Source organism: Microbulbifer donghaiensis, assembly GCF_900129095.1.
Classification (GTDB): domain Bacteria; phylum Pseudomonadota; class Gammaproteobacteria; order Pseudomonadales; family Cellvibrionaceae; genus Microbulbifer; species Microbulbifer donghaiensis.
On record NZ_FQVA01000001.1, the window covers coordinates 1,475,543 to 1,490,028 of the forward strand.

Here is a 14,486-nt window from a genome sequence, read left to right on the forward strand (position 1 = left end):
AAAATTTTGTTCGCACAGACCGCAGGGAGACCAACAAAAAGTTCTCCCTTTTCTCGATTTCTAAAAAAGTTTTTACGGTGCGTCGATATGACCCAAATCGCGCTCGGGGAATAACAGATCCCGCACCCGCCTTTTAAGTTCCTTGGGCCCCGGAAATCCGCCGTCGCGCTTGCGCTCCCAGATCAGGTTTTCACCCACGGCTATTGCAAATACGCCGCCGCTACCCGGCTTCAGTGCCACCTGCTCCAGGTCGTCGGCAAAGGTGTACAGCAGCTCCTGGGCCATCCAGGTGGCCCGCAGCATCCAGTTGCACTGTACACAGTAGTGAATGGTGATCGTCGGCTTCACGGCTGCTTAACTTCCCTTGATTGGACTACTCGCCCCAGTTGGGCAGCAGTTCCTGCTCCACACCCAGCTGATCCAGCAGCCGCGCCACCACGAAGTCCACCAGATCCTGCAGCGACTGCGGCCTCTGATAAAAACCGGGGCTGGCGGGCAGAATCATTGCGCCCATGCGAGTCAGCTTGAGCATATTTTCCAAATGAATTTCCGAGTAGGGGGCCTCCCGCGGAACCAGGATCAGCTGGCGGCGCTCCTTCAGGGCCACATCCGCAGCGCGCTCGATCAGGTTATTGGAGGCCCCACAGGCAATCGCCGACAGGGTGCCGCCACTGGCCGGGCAGATCACCATGCTGGCCGGAGCCCCGGTGCCCGACGCCACCGGCGAGAACCAGTCGCGCTTGCCGAACACTTTCAGCTGCCCCGCTGCCGCACCGAAGCGATCATCGAGGAAGCGCTGCAGCTCGTCCTCGTCGCCCTCGGGCAGCTGGCAGTCGGTCTCGGTATCGATCACCACCCGCGCCGCATCGGACAGCAGCAGCCACACCCGCACATTGGCGGCGAGCAGGCACTGCAGCAGCCGCAGGCCGTACTGGGCGCCGGACGCGCCGGTCATCGCCAGGGTGACGGTCTTGTCGAATTCAGGTTGGCCCAAAGCAGATCCCCTGTGGCTGGTCAGGACGAGCGACCGTACTTCTGTTCCAGCGCACCGATCAGGCGCTGGTGAATACCGCCGAAGCCGCCGTTACTCATGACGACGATATGCGTGCCCGGCTCGGCCAGGTTGACCGCGGATTCTACGCCAGCCTCGATATTGTCAAAAATCTTCGCCGGTACGGTGGAGTGGTGCACCACGTCCCCCAGCGACCAGTTCATCCCCTCGGGCTGATACCAGAGCACCAGATCGGCGCCGGAGCAGGACTGCGCCAGCTTCTGCTGGTGGATACCCATACGCATGGTATTGGAGCGCGGTTCAATCAGGGCGATGATCTTGTCATCGCCCACTTTCGCGCGCAGTCCATTCAAAGTGGATTCGATCGCCGTCGGGTGGTGGGCGAAGTCGTCGTAGACGCGGATACCGGCCACCTCACCCAGGCATTCCATACGGCGCTTGACGCCCTCGAAGCTGCCCAGCGCCTGCGCCGCCAGCTTCGGCTCCACGCCTACGTGACGCGCCGCGGCCATGGCGGCGAGACCGTTGCGCACATTGTGCAGACCGGTCAGGTCCCACTCCACGCGGGCCACCTCCGCATCGCGGAAATTGACCGCAAAACTGCCGCCGTCCGCGGCGATATCCACCGCACACCAGTCGCCCAGGCGCACGCCCTCTTCCGCCTCGGTGGCGAAGCGCTGCACCTCACTCCAGCAGCCCAGCTGCAGCACTTCCTCTACCGTGTCATCGGCAGATGCCACGATCAGGCCGTTGCCGGGCACGGTGCGCACCAGATGGTGGAACTGGCGCTGGATCGCCGCCAGGTCGTCGAAGATATCCGCGTGATCGAACTCCAGATTGTTGATGATCAGCGTGCGCGGGCGGTAGTGGACGAACTTGGAACGCTTATCGAAGAAGGCGGTGTCGTATTCGTCCGCCTCCACCACAAAGAAGGGGCTCTCACCGAGGCGTGCGGATACGCCGAAGTTACTCGGCACGCCGCCGATCAGGAAGCCCGGCTGCATATCCGCCTTTTCCAGGATCCAGGCCAGCATGCTCGACGTGGTGGTCTTGCCGTGGGTACCGGACACCGCCAGCACCCAGCGCCCGCCGAGGAAGTGATCACACAGCCACTGGGCACCGGACGTATAGGGCAGGCCCTTCTCCAGTACCGCCTCTACCGCCGGGTTACCGCGGGACAGGGCATTGCCAATGATCACCAGATCCGGCGCCGGTTCCAGCTGGGCGGGGTCGTAGCCCTCGGTAAGCTGAATGCCCGCCTGCTGCAGCTGCGTACTCATGGGCGGGTAGACGTTGGCGTCGCTGCCGGTCACTTTATGCCCTTCGGCTACGGCCAGTTGTGCCAGACTGCCCATGAAGGTGCCGCAGATACCGAGAATATGGATATGCATGGCGGAAATTTGTACTCCTGCTGGTTGCCGCGCAAGCTTAACACGGCGAATCGCGGCAGTAATTGCCAAATACCCCAGTTTCAATGCAATTTCATCGCCATTCCATTAGACTCCGCCCCCGAATTTGCCAGCCTCAACCCCCGAGCGGTAGTAGGACCTACCGCCATTGGCCGGCGGCCAATGCGAGCGCCACAACTGCCAGCAAGTCCGCGGAGTTGCGGAGTCCATCCTTGGACTCCGCCCTGCGGGGCAGCGTAAAGCTGCCCAAAATCGTTCCTACGATTTTGTGCGCCAGTGGTTGGAGCGCGAAGGTTTAAGGGGGCAGGACGCCCCCGTAAACCGTAGAGTAAACAGGATGACCATGTCGAAAAAGAACGCCTTTTATGCTCAATCTGGCGGTGTAACTGCCGTGATCAATGCTTCCGCCTGCGGAGTTATCGAAGCCGCGCGCGAGTATCAGGACCATATTGGCAATGTCTACGCGGGGCTGAACGGCATCCTCGGTGCGCTGCACGAAGAACTGATCGATGTGAGCCAGGAGAGTGTCGACACCATCTCTGCCCTGCGCCATACCCCGTCCGGCGCCTTTGGCTCCTGCCGCTATAAGCTGAAAAGCCTGGAGCAGAACCAGGCCGAGTACGAGCGCCTGATCGAGGTGTTCAAGGCCCACGATATCGGCTACTTCTTCTATAACGGCGGCGGCGACTCCGCCGACACCTGCCTGAAGGTATCCCAGCTGTCCGAGACCATGGGCTACCCGATCCAGGCCATCCATATCCCCAAGACCGTCGACAACGACCTGCCGCTGACCGACAACTGCCCGGGTTTTGGCTCCGTGGCCAAGTACGTGGCTGTGTCCACCAAGGAAGCGGCGATGGACGTGGCCTCCATGTGTGCCACCTCCACCAAGGTCTTCATCCTCGAGGTAATGGGCCGCCACGCCGGCTGGATCGCCGCCGCCGGCGCCCTGGCGCAGGAAGAGGAAGGCGACGCGCCCCATATCATCCTGTTCCCTGAAGTGGCCTTCGACAAAGAGAAGTTCCTGGCCAAGGTGCAGAAGACCGTCGAGGAGAAGGGCTTCTGCGTGATCGTCGCCTCCGAGGGCGCCCAGTACGCCGACGGCACCTTCCTCGCCGACGCCGGCACCACCGACGCCTTCGGCCACAAGCAGCTCGGCGGTGTAGCGCCGACCCTGGCCACCATGGTCAAGGACGAGCTGGGCCTGAAATACCACTGGGCCCTGGCCGACTACCTGCAGCGCGCCGCGCGCCATATCGCCTCCGCCACCGACGTGGCCCAGGCCTACGCTGTCGGCCGCGCCGCGGTGGAGATGGCCGTCGCCGGCAAGAACGCCATCATGCCGGCCATCGTCCGCGACGCCGGCCCCGAATACGGCTGGTCCATCGGCGAGGCGCCGCTGGCCGAAGTGGCCAATGTGGAAAAAATGATGCCCAAGGAGTACATCAGCGAGGACGGCTTCGGCATCACCCAGGCCGGCCGCGACTATCTGTTGCCGCTGATCCAGGGCGAAGACTACCCGCCCTACAAGAACGGCGTACCGCAACACGCGAAGCTGAAGAAACAGCTGGTGGAAAAGAAGTTGGATAAAGGCTTCAAGGTGTAAGCCACTGTTCACACCGTATCCCGAAAGCCCTGGCGCTCACGCCGGGGCTTTTTTGTTTGTGCAAGCGGCGAGACCGATTGATCTGAATGGCCACTAAAGTCCGGCCGCCCTGCCAATGCGGTGGGCGCGATGTTATCGATAAGATAGCCATCTGGAAGTGCTACCGACTACGGAAATAACAATGAAAAAACTCCTGCTGGGAATTGCCACCACGTTCCTGTTGCTCGCGGCGCTGCTGCTGGTGCGAACTGCCACCTACACCGCCCCGCCACTTGCCGAGGTGGCGATACAGAAACGCACTATCGACGGCCGGCCAATCGCGCAACACCTGTCGGAGGCCATTCAATTCCGCACCGTTTCCTCCCAGCTGCCAGAGCCACAGACTCAATCACAGTTCGAAGCCTTTATCGGCTGGCTGGCAAAAACCTACCCCGAAGTGCACAGCGCCATGGCGCCCGCACGGCTGGGCATTGACCCGGAACACCGCTACACACTGCTGTTCACCTGGCCGGGCAAGCGCGCAGACCTGGCACCGATACTGCTCTCCGCCCACTACGATGTGGTGCCGGTGATTCCCGGCACCGAGCGCGATTGGCAGCACCCCCCTTACGAGGGCGCGATAGACGACACCCATATCTGGGGCCGCGGCGCCCTAGACGATAAAAGCGCGGCCATCGCGCTGATGGAAGCCACCACCCTGCTGCTGGCCCAGGGCTTCCAGCCGGAGCGCACCGTCTACCTGAGTCTGACCAGCGACGAAGAGACCGGCGGCGACAGTGGCACCGCGGCCGTGGTGGAGAAACTCAAACAGGACGGCGTGCAGCTGGCCTGGAGCCTGGACGAGGGCTCCTTTCTGCTGCGCGGATTTATTCCCGGTGTCGATGCAACCGTGGCCAGTATCAATGTTGCCGAGAAGGGATATATGACCGTCGACCTGGTGGCGCGCGGCCAGGGTGGCCACTCGTCGATGCCGCCGCAGGAAACCGCTGTCGACATACTCGCGAAGGCACTGACCAACTTGCGACAGTCGCCACTGCCCAGTGGACTCGAGGGACTCAGTGGTGACATGTTCGATTCCATAGCGCCGTACATGCCGTTCGGCAAAAAGATGCTGTTTGCCAATCGCTGGCTGTTCGGCAGCCTGATCGATTCGGCCCTGAGCACGCAACCGGGCACTGCCGCCATGTTGCACACCACCATCGCACCGACCATGCTCTCCGGCAGCGTAAAGGACAATGTCTTGCCCATCGAAGCCGTAGCCACAATCAACCTGCGCGTGCACCCGCGGGACAGTATCGAGGGAATCGTCAAACACCTTAATGCGGCCATCGACGACGAGCGGGTGGAAGTGAAGGTGCGCCGCGCCGATACCGCCTCGCGCGTCTCCAGCACAGAATCTGTGGGTTTCAATAACATCGCCGAGGCGGCGCAACAAACCTACGGCCCGCTGGTGATCGCCCCGGGACTGACCGTCGCCGGCACCGACAGCCGCCGCTACGAGACCGTCGCCGACGACAGCTACCGCTTCAACCCGATGGTGGTCACCAAAGAGGACACCCACGGCTTTCACGGTACCAACGAGCGCATCAGTATCGAGAATATGGTCCACGCGACCAACTTTTACAGCCTGCTGATCGAAAAAAGCAGTCGAGAATAAGACGCTATCAGACCCGGTATCTGCGGCTGTGCCCATGAAGAGAGAAAGACTAAGCCCGCGATCTTCCGGCAACCAGCTTCACTGCAAACCGATGCTTTAAACGGAAGACCCGGGCTCTGCTACTGCGGCTAAATGCCAACCGGCTTTTCAGGCGTCGATATCTGACCAGACGGCAAACTCATTGCCGCTGGGCTCGGTAAAATGGAAGCGCCGGCCGCCGGGGAAAGAAAAAATCGGCTTGATCACGGCTCCACCAGCCTCCTCCACCTTCTGCTGCGTCTCTTCCAGATCGGCACTGTAGAACACCACCAGGGCGGCCCCCTGCTCCGTTGTCGAGCAGGTATCGGCCTGAAAAAAGCCTCCATCCAGTCCCTGGCCAGAAAAGGCGGTGTACTCGGGGCCGTAGTCGACAAATACCCAGCCAAAAGCCTTCTCGAAAAAACCTTTGGTATTACTGAGATTCTTCGAGGGGAATTCGACGTAATTGATTTTTTCGTGTTCGTTCATTCCGAAATTATTCCTTTGATTAGCCCGGCAATAAACATTTCCGGGATAACGGGGCAAAAGGGTGTATCAGCACCGGCCTTCGAATTACAAGCACATCCACGCAACTGCATCAGCGTTTCGCGCGCGATGATTAAACAGATCAGCACTGACTTATTTGATCACTGGATTAATCGTTGCCTGATGCGCTGGGCCTTAACTGCGTCTGCACGACACGAAAGGTGCCGTTGGCCACCGCAAAGGGTTCGCCGTCGGCGACTATCACGGCGCGGTCCGTCGCATTCTCAAAATCCAGCATCGCATAAAGTACCACTCCGCGAAGCCCCCGGTAGACCTCCGGACGGTAAATTACGATCGCCATCCGCGAATCGAGGCGTTTATAGGAATAGAGGGCTTCGCCGACCCGTTTACCGCCGGCCGTTACATAGCATTCGCGCTCGGTTTCGTAGGAGACGATATGGGTGGAGAGTTCGGAGAAATCACCGCTCTCCGAGTGATGGACACCGGTCCACTCGAGACTCAGTCCCGCCAGGCTGTCGAAGGCATTGCCCATTGCAATCATCCCTGTTTGCGCTCGATATCATTCGGCCGAGGCTCTACCCCAAACTTCTTCGAGACGCTGGTCGCGCCCGCAGCGATAACGGTAGTACTTGTAGCGCACCGGATTGCGCTGGTAGTAGTCCTGGTGATAGCGCTCGGCGGGATAAAAAATACTGGCCGGTTTAATCTGCGTCACGACTTTCTTGCCCAGCTTCGCAGCCACCTGCTTTTTACTGGCCTCGGCGAGTTTCTTTTCTTCCTCGGTGCCGTAGAAAATTTCGCTGCGATACTGGTCACCGCGATCGCAGAACTGGCCGCCCTTATCGACAGGATCCACGTTGCGCCAGAAGACATCCAGCAGCTTCGCGTAACTGACCTTGTCGGCATCGTAGGTGACCTGCACCACTTCCGCGTGCCCGGTACCACCGGCGGAAACCTGCTCGTAACTTGGATTTTTTACATGGCCGCCGCTGTAGCCGGATGTGGTCTGCAGCACACCATCGAGCTGGTCGAACGGCGGTTCCATACACCAGAAGCAGCCGCCGGCGAAGATGGCGGTGCGGATATTCTTCGACTCTTCGGCGCTGCCCGCAACAGCGACCAGCAGTAACAAGACGGCGATCAGTCCACGCACAATCGACTCCTCAAAATTTCAGGCTCTGTCACTTTGTCGGCAGAGCGAGCCGATATCTTACAGTGCCAAGCTGCCTTCGCACGCCCGCACAAAGAGTTCCCGGTAGCCCGCCGCGTCGAAGGATAGCGGGTTGGTGCCGGCAGAGGGATCCACCTCCGCCATAGCGCCGACCTTTTCAGCCTGTGCGGTATCTATGCCAATTTCCCCCAGCGTATGGGGAATACCGATCTGTTCGCGCAGTGCCAATACCCAGTTCAATACGTTATCGAAACCCGCACCGGGCAGATCCAGGTAGCGCGCCAGCCGCGCCATCGGCTGTTCGACGGCCGCGCGATTGGCCTGCAGTACGTAGGGCATCAATATCGCATTGAGCAGTCCGTGGTGCGCATCGTAGAGTGCACCGAGCGGATGGGCCAGCGCGTGCATGGCGCCGAGACCGCGCTGGAAGGCCGTCGCCCCCATGCACGAGGCCACCAGCATCTGCTGGCGCGCGTCCAGATCCGTGCCATCGCTCACTGCACGCGGTAAAAACTCCTTTACCAGCCGAATGCCTTCCAGCGCGATACCCTCGGCCATCGGGTGGAACAGCGGTGAGCAGAAGGCCTCCAGGTTGTGGGACAGCGCATCCATGCCGGTGGCCGCGGTGATTTTCTGCGGCAGCTCCAGCGTCAACTCCGGATCCAGTATCACAATCGCCGGCAGCATGCGCGGATGGAAAATAATGCGTTTTATCTGCGCTTCTTCATCGGTAATCACCGATGAGCGACCCACCTCCGAGCCGGTGCCCGCGGTGGTGGGCACGGCCACCACCGGCACCATGCCATCCACATCCACGCGCAGGTAGTTATCGCCGATATCCTCGAAGTCCCAGATTGGGCGCCGCTGCCCGGCCATCAACGCTATCGCCTTGCCGGCATCCAGTGCCGAGCCGCCGCCGAACGCAATCACGCCGTCGTGCCAGCCCTCGCGCAGCACTTCCACACCATTGGCGACATTCTGCCCGTTCGGATTGCCCTTGATCTGCGAATACACGGTAACTTCCAGCCCCGCATCGCGACAGATCTGCACGGCGCGCTCGAGCAACGGCAGTTGTGCCAGGCCGGGGTCGGTGACCAGCAGGGGTTTGTGCATATTGAGTTCGCGACAGGCACTGGCGAGGTCGGCGATGCGCCCCGGGCCGACGCGCACGGCCGTAGGGTAATTCCAGTTCATATGAAATTTATCCGCACTCATAGCTGAACCCTGAAATGGAAAGATTTGGGCCGGGTCAGGTGTTCGAAGCCGACACCGGAAAGTGTGCAGCCGCGACCGGAATGTTTGACGCCGGTCCAGGCCAGCGCCGGGTCGAGATAGTCGCAGCGATTCAGGAATACGGTGCCGGTTTCCAGGCGCTCGCCGAGCGCCAGCGCCGCCTGCTCATCGCGGCTGAAGATGGCCGCAGTGAGACCAAATTCGCTGTCGTTCATCAGCTCCAGCGCCTCGCTGTCGTCGCGCACTTTCTGCACCCCCACCACGGGGCCGAATGACTCTTCCCGCATCACCCGCATACCGCTGTGCACACCGGTCAACAACTGCGGCGCCAGGTACTGGGTGCCGCGCCTGTCCATGGCAAATGCCTGCGGGTCGATATGTGCCGTGGCACCCTCGGCCAGTGCCTCGTCGATCTGCGCACGCACAAAGTCGGCGGCTTCGGCGCGCACCAGCGGCCCCAGCGTCGTGTCCGGGTCATCGGGTCTGCCGAGCCGGTAGGCACGCACCAGCTCGGCGGCGCGTGCGACAAACTCGTCAAACCGCTGCTCGTGCACATAGATACGCTCGATGCCGCAGCAGGACTGACCGGAATTGAAAAAGGCCCCGTCGACCACGGTTTCCACGGCGTGGTCCAAATCGGCATCGGCGCGGATATAGGCCGGGTCCTTGCCGCCGAGTTCGAGACCGACGCTGATAAAGCGCCCGGCCGCGGCGCGCTCGACCATCTCGCCGCCGGCAACCGAACCGGTGAAGGCGACGTGGTTGATCTCTGGCGCGCGAATCAGCCTCTCGGTATCGCCGTGCCCCAGGTGCAGAAACTGAAAAACACCCGGGGGCAGGCCCGCCTCGATAAACGCCTCCACCATATGCTCGGCGCACAGCGGTGTCTGCGCCGAGTGCTTCAGCAGCACGGCATTGCCTGCGAGCAGCGAGGGCACCACCGCGTTGACTGCGGTGAGATAGGGGTAATTCCACGGCGCTATCACCAGTGAGAGCCCCAGTGGCTCGCGGCGGATAAAACGGATGAAGCCGGGTTTTTCCGCTAATCGGATATCGGCCAGGGCCTCTTCGGCGATCTCCGCCATAGCGTTCGCGCGCTCGGCATAACCGAGAATCTCTCCGGCGGCAAAGCGGATCGGCCGCCCCATCATCCAACAGAGCTCCTCACCCAGCCGCTCCTTGCGCTCGGAAAAAATGGCGACCGCCTGGCGCACGATCGCGATTCGTTCGGCGAGCGGCGCGCAGCGCCAGGCGCGCTGGGCGCCAATAGCGCTATCGAGAGCGCACTGAATGTCCGCGTCGCCGGCGAGCGCGCGTTCGACGTAGAGTGAATTGTCGACCGGGGAAATACACTGCAATTTGTTCATGGTGACTCGGGCATACGGGAATTGAGTCGGGCAAACTCTGGGCTTACCCGACACCGCTGAAACGGCGATCAGATAATTTCAAAGTAGCGGTCGAGCTCCCAGTCGCTCACGTGGCGCCGGTACTCGCGCTCCTCCCACTCGCGGCTGATGGCAAAATGTTCGACGAAGTCGCTGCCGAACAGCTCCCGTGCCGCCTCGGATGCCTTCAGCCGCTGCGCCGATTCCCACAGAGTGCGCGGCAGCGCCAGTTCCTCGGGCTGCTGCAAGGCATAGGCATTGCCCGCCACGGCTTCGCTCGGCTCCCACCGCTGCATCACGCCATAGAGGCCGGAGCCCAGTGCCGCGGCCAGCGCCAGGTAGGGGTTGGCATCGGCGGCGCCCAGGCGGTATTCCGTGCGCTGGGACTTGTCGCTGCCGGGGATCACCCGCAGGGCGGCGGTGCGGTTCTCCACCCCCCAGGTCGCATCGGTGGGCGCCCAGAAGCCGGGTACCAGACGGCGGTAGCTGTTGACCGTCGGCGCCATCATGGCGAGAAATTCCGGCATCAGCCGCTGTTGGCCGGCGAGGAAATGGCGCTGCACGGCGCTCATGGACTGTGGCTGCTCCGGGTCGTAGAAGGCGGACTTGCCGCTGTCCCGCTCGCGCAGGGACAGGTGGATATGGCCGCTCTGCCCAGGGTAGTCACCGGACCACTTGGCCATAAAGGTGGCCATCAGGCCGAGCCGCTGCGCCAGTACCTTCATAAAGGTCTTGAACAGCGCCGCCTTGTCCCCCGCGGCCTCGGCTGTGTCCACCGTAATCGCCGCCTCGAGCACGCCGGGGCCGGTCTCGGTGTGCAGGCCCTCGAGAGGGAAGTCCATACGCTGACCAAGGTCGAGAATCTCCCGATGCAGCTCCGCGTGTACCGAGTTGCGCAGCATCGAATAGCCGAACCAGTCCGGGGTGAACGGCTTCAAGTTGCGGAAACCCTTCTCGCGGGCCGAGTCCGGGGTCTCATCGAACAGGAAGAACTCGTATTCCAGTGCCGCCAGCGGCTCGAATCCGAGCGCCTGGCAGCGCTCGATCACCCGGCGCAGGGTGGCGCGCGGGCACACCGCCTGCGCCGGGCCGTCGAACTCGGCCAGAAACAGCAGCATGTCCTCTTCGAAAGGCAGCTCGCGGCAGCTGTGGGGGAGGATGCGCACCGGTGCGTCCGGATAGCCGGTGTGCCAGCCGGTGTAGCGGGCGTTGTCGTACAGCTGGTCCTTGACATCCCAGCCAAGGACCACATCACAGAAAGAGAAACCGTGCGCGAGGGAGGAGAAGAACTTGTCGCGGCTCATATACTTGCCGCGCATGACGCCGTCGTTGTCGAACAGCCCCACCTTGACGTGACTGAGATTGCGCTCCTCGACGATGGCGCGCGCCTCCTCCGGGGTCCTGATTTCCCTGGGTTTCAACATGGGTTCAGCCTCCTTGTTGTTATGGCTGACTGTGATGGCTGTGTTACAGGATAGACCCGCCACCGGCGTCTATACCCCTATATACCCCTAACCAATGAGTCTAAGGGCGCCGCTTTCAGCAAAGGGGCTCAGGAGATATAATCCGCGCTCCCAAATTTTCGATCACCCCTTTCCGATCACTATTGAAAGAGTCAGGAACAGCAATGAGCTTCGACAAGGTTTCCGCAGGTAAAGACCTGCCCAACGATATCAACGTTATCATCGAGATCCCGGCCAACCACGACCCGATCAAATACGAAGTGGACAAGGACGCGGACGCGGTATTCGTAGACCGTTTCGTAGCCACCCCGATGTTCTACCCGGCCAACTATGGCTACGTGCCCCAGACCCTGTCCGAAGACGGCGACCCCCTGGACGTGCTGGTTGTGGCTCCTTACCCGGTAATGGTCGGCTCCGTGATCCGCTCCCGCGTGATCGGTGTGCTGAACATGACCGATGAGTCTGGCGTAGACGCCAAGCTGCTGGCGGTACCGCACACCAAGCTGACCAAACTGTACGACCACGTTCAGGAAATCGGCGACCTGCCGGAGCTGCTGCTCAAGCAGATCGAGCACTACTTCGAGAACTACAAGGCGCTGGAAGCCGGTAAGTGGGTAAAAGTAGACGGCTGGGCCGACGCCGAAGCGGCGCGCAAGGAAGTAATGGCCTCCCGCGAGCGCTACCTGAAAGAAGAAGGCTGAGCCGCCGCGCCAGGAATGGCGTGCAACGAGCTTATAGCCTCGAAAAAACCGGCCATGGGCCGGTTTTTTTGTGTCTGTTTGCCGTGCAAGGCGCCCCGTTACGGCGCCCGTGGAATCAGTCGAGCTTCCAGTCGGGCACCTCGACAGTCACCGCCTGAGTGTGCGAGCGCTCACCCTCCTCGATCAGATTGCCCTGCGCCGGCTTCAGGCTGAGGTGATCCACGGAAACCTGCACCGCCTGTTTTTTCTCCCGCTCGTGCTCCTTGACCAGATTGCCCTCCATTGGCGCGAGACTCCAGTCGGCGCCGGCAGATACCGGCGATGACACCGCTTCATCAGCCTGCGGCGCCGGTGCGGGCGGCGCATCTACTTCGCCCTCGGCCTTGAGCACCACCTGGGCGCCCAGTTTCGCCAGTGTGGCCTGCAGCTGCTCGGCCTGCGCTTTCGCCAACCCTTTCTTGATTGCCAGCGGACGGCCGTTGAACAGCTTGTCGATAGTTTCCGGACCGGCCTTAAACAACCGCGCCAGGTGTGCTTTTACATCGGCGGCGGTGAATCCGGGCACCAGGTCGCCGCGAAAGATCAGGCTGTAAGTGGGTTGTGACATGGGCTTGCCTCTGTTGTTATTCGTCCGGACTCAGCGTCTGGTCCATTGTATAGGCCGGGGCCGCGGCGGTGGTACCGCCGACCTGGCGCGCAGGCACCCCGGCAACGGTGGTGTGCTCAGGCACATCGCTCAACACCAGACTGCCCGCGGCAATTTTCACACTCTCACCAATCCTCACCGGACCGAGAATTTTCGCGCCCGCACCGATCATTACCCCGCGGCCGATTTTCGGGTGCCGGTCACCGCCACCACTGCCACTACCGCCAAGTGTCACCGAATGCAGAATAGAAACGTCGTCCTCGACCACGGTGGTCTCCCCCACCACCAGACCGGTGGCATGGTCGATCATGATGCCGCAGCCAAACTTGGCCGCCGGATGGATATCCACCGCGAACTGCTCCGACACCCGGCTCTGGAAATAGAGCGCCAGCGTGTGCCGCCCCTGCTGCCACAGCCAGTGGGCCACGCGGTGCGACTGCAGGGCGTGAAAACCCTTGAAATAGAGGAAGGGCGTCAGGTACTGATCGCAGGCGGGATCGCGGTCGTACCAGGCGCTGATATCCGCGCGCATACAGCGGGGGATGGACGCATCCGCCTGCAGTGCCGCAGCGATAACCTCCTGCAGCGCCGTCGCGGTCAGCGCGTTGTGATCCAGCACCGATGCCAGTTGATAGGCGAGCGCATCGTCGAGGGATTTGTGCCGCAGCACGGTATTGTGGAAGTAACTCGCCAGTACCGGTTCGCCGACGGCCGCTTCCGACGCCTCGGCGCGCATCGCCTGCCAGATATCCCGTTGTCCAGTCTCAACGTCGATGATCAGATCCTCACTCAACCTAAATCCGGATAACAGTGATCCGGCACGCACACAAAGCGCGTATAAATCTCATCCATTTGTGCGCACACAGTGTCGCACAGTTCCAACTCGCAGCTCTGCAGTTGTTCACAGAGTCGCTCCGGAGACAATAAATGTTGCAGCTCAAAAGCCCGCGGTGCGTAACTCAGGTGCCAGCGCTCCGGCGCCACCCCGCCGCGGTCCTTGGCATAGGGACGGAACAGGCCGTAGCTTTTCCCTGCGGCAATGCGCGCATCCAGCCAGCAGTGAAATGGCCCGAAAATGCCTTCGTCGGCCACTTCCTGCGGCGTCAGCTGCGGGCGGTAATCGTCGGGCATCGCCGCGACATCCACCACATCGAAATCCGTGCCCCAATGGTGCCGCGAAGCACCCGGCAATGCGGACCAGCGCAATATCGCGAATGCGGTCTGTACCGCCGACAGTTGCGCCACATCCAGCGCCACCCCGCTACTGTCGAGCACCGGGCGCAGGCCCGCCGCCTTGTTGTTCCAGATGGTACGCTGGCGCTCGAAGCTGCGGAACCCGGAGACTACCAGCGGATCGAAGCCCGCTGCACGCGCATCGGCACACAAGCGCTCAAAGGCGACCAGCGCTTCAGGATGAAGCAACTGTCCCGAGCGCGGATCGACAATCACATGCTCGTCGCTGAGACCAAACAACATGCGTTTTAGCGGTGCAGCCAGCATAACCCTCTCACGGACAGGAAATCTGAACAGAGCGAACTAAAGTGAAGAAACTTCATATCGCACTCTACCAAAAACGGAGACGCCACCACGCATTAAGCAAAATTTATTTGATAGCAATTTCGATTCGCCTTCCGTTCTTAGTACCAATATTAATGAATGTTTGGCCCTTTATCGTTTT

Annotated in this window: 15 protein-coding genes; 3 read left to right on the plus strand and 12 right to left on the minus strand. The window is 61.4% G+C overall.

All coding sequences use genetic code 11. From position 1 onward, the window contains the following. Positions 1-72: 72 nt before the first annotated feature. Genes BUC36_RS06240 through mpl form a run of 3 tightly spaced genes read right to left on the minus strand, consistent with a single transcriptional unit; the run spans position 73 to position 2,403 of the window. A complete protein-coding gene (locus BUC36_RS06240) occupies positions 73-348 on the minus strand; it encodes an Rdx family protein (RefSeq protein ID WP_073272799.1) in 276 nt (91 codons plus the stop codon). A gap of 25 nt (positions 349-373) precedes the next feature. Continuing rightward, entirely contained in the window at positions 374-955 is a 582-nt protein-coding gene (locus BUC36_RS06245) for a flavin prenyltransferase UbiX (protein WP_234994954.1), read from the minus strand. A 59-nt stretch (positions 956-1,014) separates the two neighbouring features. Then, the gene (gene mpl / locus BUC36_RS06250) at positions 1,015-2,403 is read right to left on the minus strand and encodes a UDP-N-acetylmuramate:L-alanyl-gamma-D-glutamyl-meso-diaminopimelate ligase (protein ID WP_073272803.1); all 1,389 of its coding nucleotides are present in this window, start codon (positions 2,401-2,403) and stop codon (positions 1,015-1,017) included. A 361-nt stretch (positions 2,404-2,764) separates the two neighbouring features. Here mpl and BUC36_RS06255 point away from each other — a divergent pair, with 361 nt between their 5' ends. Together BUC36_RS06255 and BUC36_RS06260 are read left to right on the plus strand one after the other, a co-directional pair. Then, positions 2,765-4,027, plus strand: coding sequence for a 6-phosphofructokinase (locus BUC36_RS06255; RefSeq protein WP_073274615.1), 1,263 nt, complete (start codon positions 2,765-2,767; stop codon positions 4,025-4,027). Between the two features lie 181 nt (positions 4,028-4,208). After that, on the plus strand, positions 4,209-5,684 hold the full coding sequence (locus tag BUC36_RS06260; RefSeq protein WP_073272805.1) for a M20 family peptidase: 1,476 nt from the start codon (positions 4,209-4,211) through the stop codon (positions 5,682-5,684). A gap of 147 nt (positions 5,685-5,831) precedes the next feature. Here the strand turns inward: BUC36_RS06260 and BUC36_RS06265 are convergent, their stop codons facing one another. The 6 genes from BUC36_RS06265 to BUC36_RS06290 all read right to left on the minus strand — a co-directional run bounded on the left by BUC36_RS06265 (position 5,832) and on the right by BUC36_RS06290 (position 11,422). Next, positions 5,832-6,191 (minus strand): VOC family protein, encoded by a 360-nt coding sequence (locus tag BUC36_RS06265; protein ID WP_073272807.1) that lies wholly within the window; start codon positions 6,189-6,191, stop codon positions 5,832-5,834. A gap of 166 nt (positions 6,192-6,357) precedes the next feature. Further along, positions 6,358-6,750, minus strand: a complete 393-nt coding sequence (locus BUC36_RS06270; RefSeq protein WP_234994902.1) for a hypothetical protein — start codon at positions 6,748-6,750, stop codon at positions 6,358-6,360. Positions 6,751-6,768: 18 nt separating this feature from the next. Then, positions 6,769-7,362: a peptide-methionine (S)-S-oxide reductase MsrA gene (gene msrA, locus BUC36_RS06275; RefSeq protein WP_073272809.1), complete on the minus strand. Its 594-nt coding sequence runs from the start codon at positions 7,360-7,362 to the stop codon at positions 6,769-6,771. A 57-nt stretch (positions 7,363-7,419) separates the two neighbouring features. Then, a complete protein-coding gene (locus BUC36_RS06280) occupies positions 7,420-8,574 on the minus strand; it encodes an iron-containing alcohol dehydrogenase (RefSeq protein WP_234994903.1) in 1,155 nt (384 codons plus the stop codon). A gap of 17 nt (positions 8,575-8,591) precedes the next feature. Further along, a complete protein-coding gene (locus BUC36_RS06285; protein ID WP_073272813.1) occupies positions 8,592-9,980 on the minus strand; it encodes an aldehyde dehydrogenase family protein in 1,389 nt (462 codons plus the stop codon). A 68-nt stretch (positions 9,981-10,048) separates the two neighbouring features. Then, a complete protein-coding gene (locus BUC36_RS06290) occupies positions 10,049-11,422 on the minus strand; it encodes a glutamine synthetase family protein (RefSeq protein WP_084535648.1) in 1,374 nt (457 codons plus the stop codon). Positions 11,423-11,625: 203 nt separating this feature from the next. On the opposite strand from BUC36_RS06290, the gene ppa reads away from it, so the two are divergent. Next, positions 11,626-12,162, plus strand: coding sequence for an inorganic diphosphatase (ppa, locus tag BUC36_RS06295; RefSeq protein ID WP_073272815.1), 537 nt, complete (start codon positions 11,626-11,628; stop codon positions 12,160-12,162). 115 nt (positions 12,163-12,277) lie between these two features. On the opposite strand, the gene BUC36_RS06300 is transcribed toward ppa, so the two are convergent. Genes BUC36_RS06300 through BUC36_RS06310 form a run of 3 tightly spaced genes read right to left on the minus strand, consistent with a single transcriptional unit; the run spans position 12,278 to position 14,308 of the window. Continuing rightward, the gene (locus BUC36_RS06300) at positions 12,278-12,769 is read right to left on the minus strand and encodes a hypothetical protein (RefSeq protein ID WP_073272817.1); all 492 of its coding nucleotides are present in this window, start codon (positions 12,767-12,769) and stop codon (positions 12,278-12,280) included. 16 nt (positions 12,770-12,785) lie between these two features. Continuing rightward, positions 12,786-13,544 (minus strand): serine O-acetyltransferase, encoded by a 759-nt coding sequence (cysE, locus tag BUC36_RS06305; protein ID WP_073274621.1) that lies wholly within the window; start codon positions 13,542-13,544, stop codon positions 12,786-12,788. Positions 13,545-13,597: 53 nt separating this feature from the next. After that, a complete protein-coding gene (locus tag BUC36_RS06310) occupies positions 13,598-14,308 on the minus strand; it encodes a M15 family metallopeptidase (protein WP_234994904.1) in 711 nt (236 codons plus the stop codon). Positions 14,309-14,486: the final 178 nt, after the last annotated feature.

Bases quoted from the DNA above. Each gene is read 5' to 3' on its own strand.
- mpl (WP_073272803.1), bottom strand. From the start codon at position 2,403: ATGCATATCCATATTCTCGGTATCTGCGGCACCTTCATGGGCAGTCTG.
- BUC36_RS06310 (WP_234994904.1), bottom strand. From the start codon at position 14,308: ATGCTGGCTGCACCGCTAAAACGCATGTTGTTTGGTCTCAGCGACGAG.
- BUC36_RS06290 (WP_084535648.1), bottom strand. From the start codon at position 11,422: ATGTTGAAACCCAGGGAAATCAGGACCCCGGAGGAGGCGCGCGCCATC.
- BUC36_RS06255 (WP_073274615.1), top strand. From the start codon at position 2,765: ATGTCGAAAAAGAACGCCTTTTATGCTCAATCTGGCGGTGTAACTGCC.
- BUC36_RS06260 (WP_073272805.1), top strand. From the start codon at position 4,209: ATGAAAAAACTCCTGCTGGGAATTGCCACCACGTTCCTGTTGCTCGCG.
- BUC36_RS06300 (WP_073272817.1), bottom strand. From the start codon at position 12,769: ATGTCACAACCCACTTACAGCCTGATCTTTCGCGGCGACCTGGTGCCC.
- BUC36_RS06285 (WP_073272813.1), bottom strand. From the start codon at position 9,980: ATGAACAAATTGCAGTGTATTTCCCCGGTCGACAATTCACTCTACGTC.
- BUC36_RS06245 (WP_234994954.1), bottom strand. From the start codon at position 955: ATGACCGGCGCGTCCGGCGCCCAGTACGGCCTGCGGCTGCTGCAGTGC.
- cysE (WP_073274621.1), bottom strand. From the start codon at position 13,544: ATGCGCGCCGAGGCGTCGGAAGCGGCCGTCGGCGAACCGGTACTGGCG.
- BUC36_RS06270 (WP_234994902.1), bottom strand. From the start codon at position 6,750: ATGATTGCAATGGGCAATGCCTTCGACAGCCTGGCGGGACTGAGTCTC.
- BUC36_RS06265 (WP_073272807.1), bottom strand. From the start codon at position 6,191: ATGAACGAACACGAAAAAATCAATTACGTCGAATTCCCCTCGAAGAAT.
- BUC36_RS06280 (WP_234994903.1), bottom strand. From the start codon at position 8,574: ATGAACTGGAATTACCCTACGGCCGTGCGCGTCGGCCCGGGGCGCATC.
- ppa (WP_073272815.1), top strand. From the start codon at position 11,626: ATGAGCTTCGACAAGGTTTCCGCAGGTAAAGACCTGCCCAACGATATC.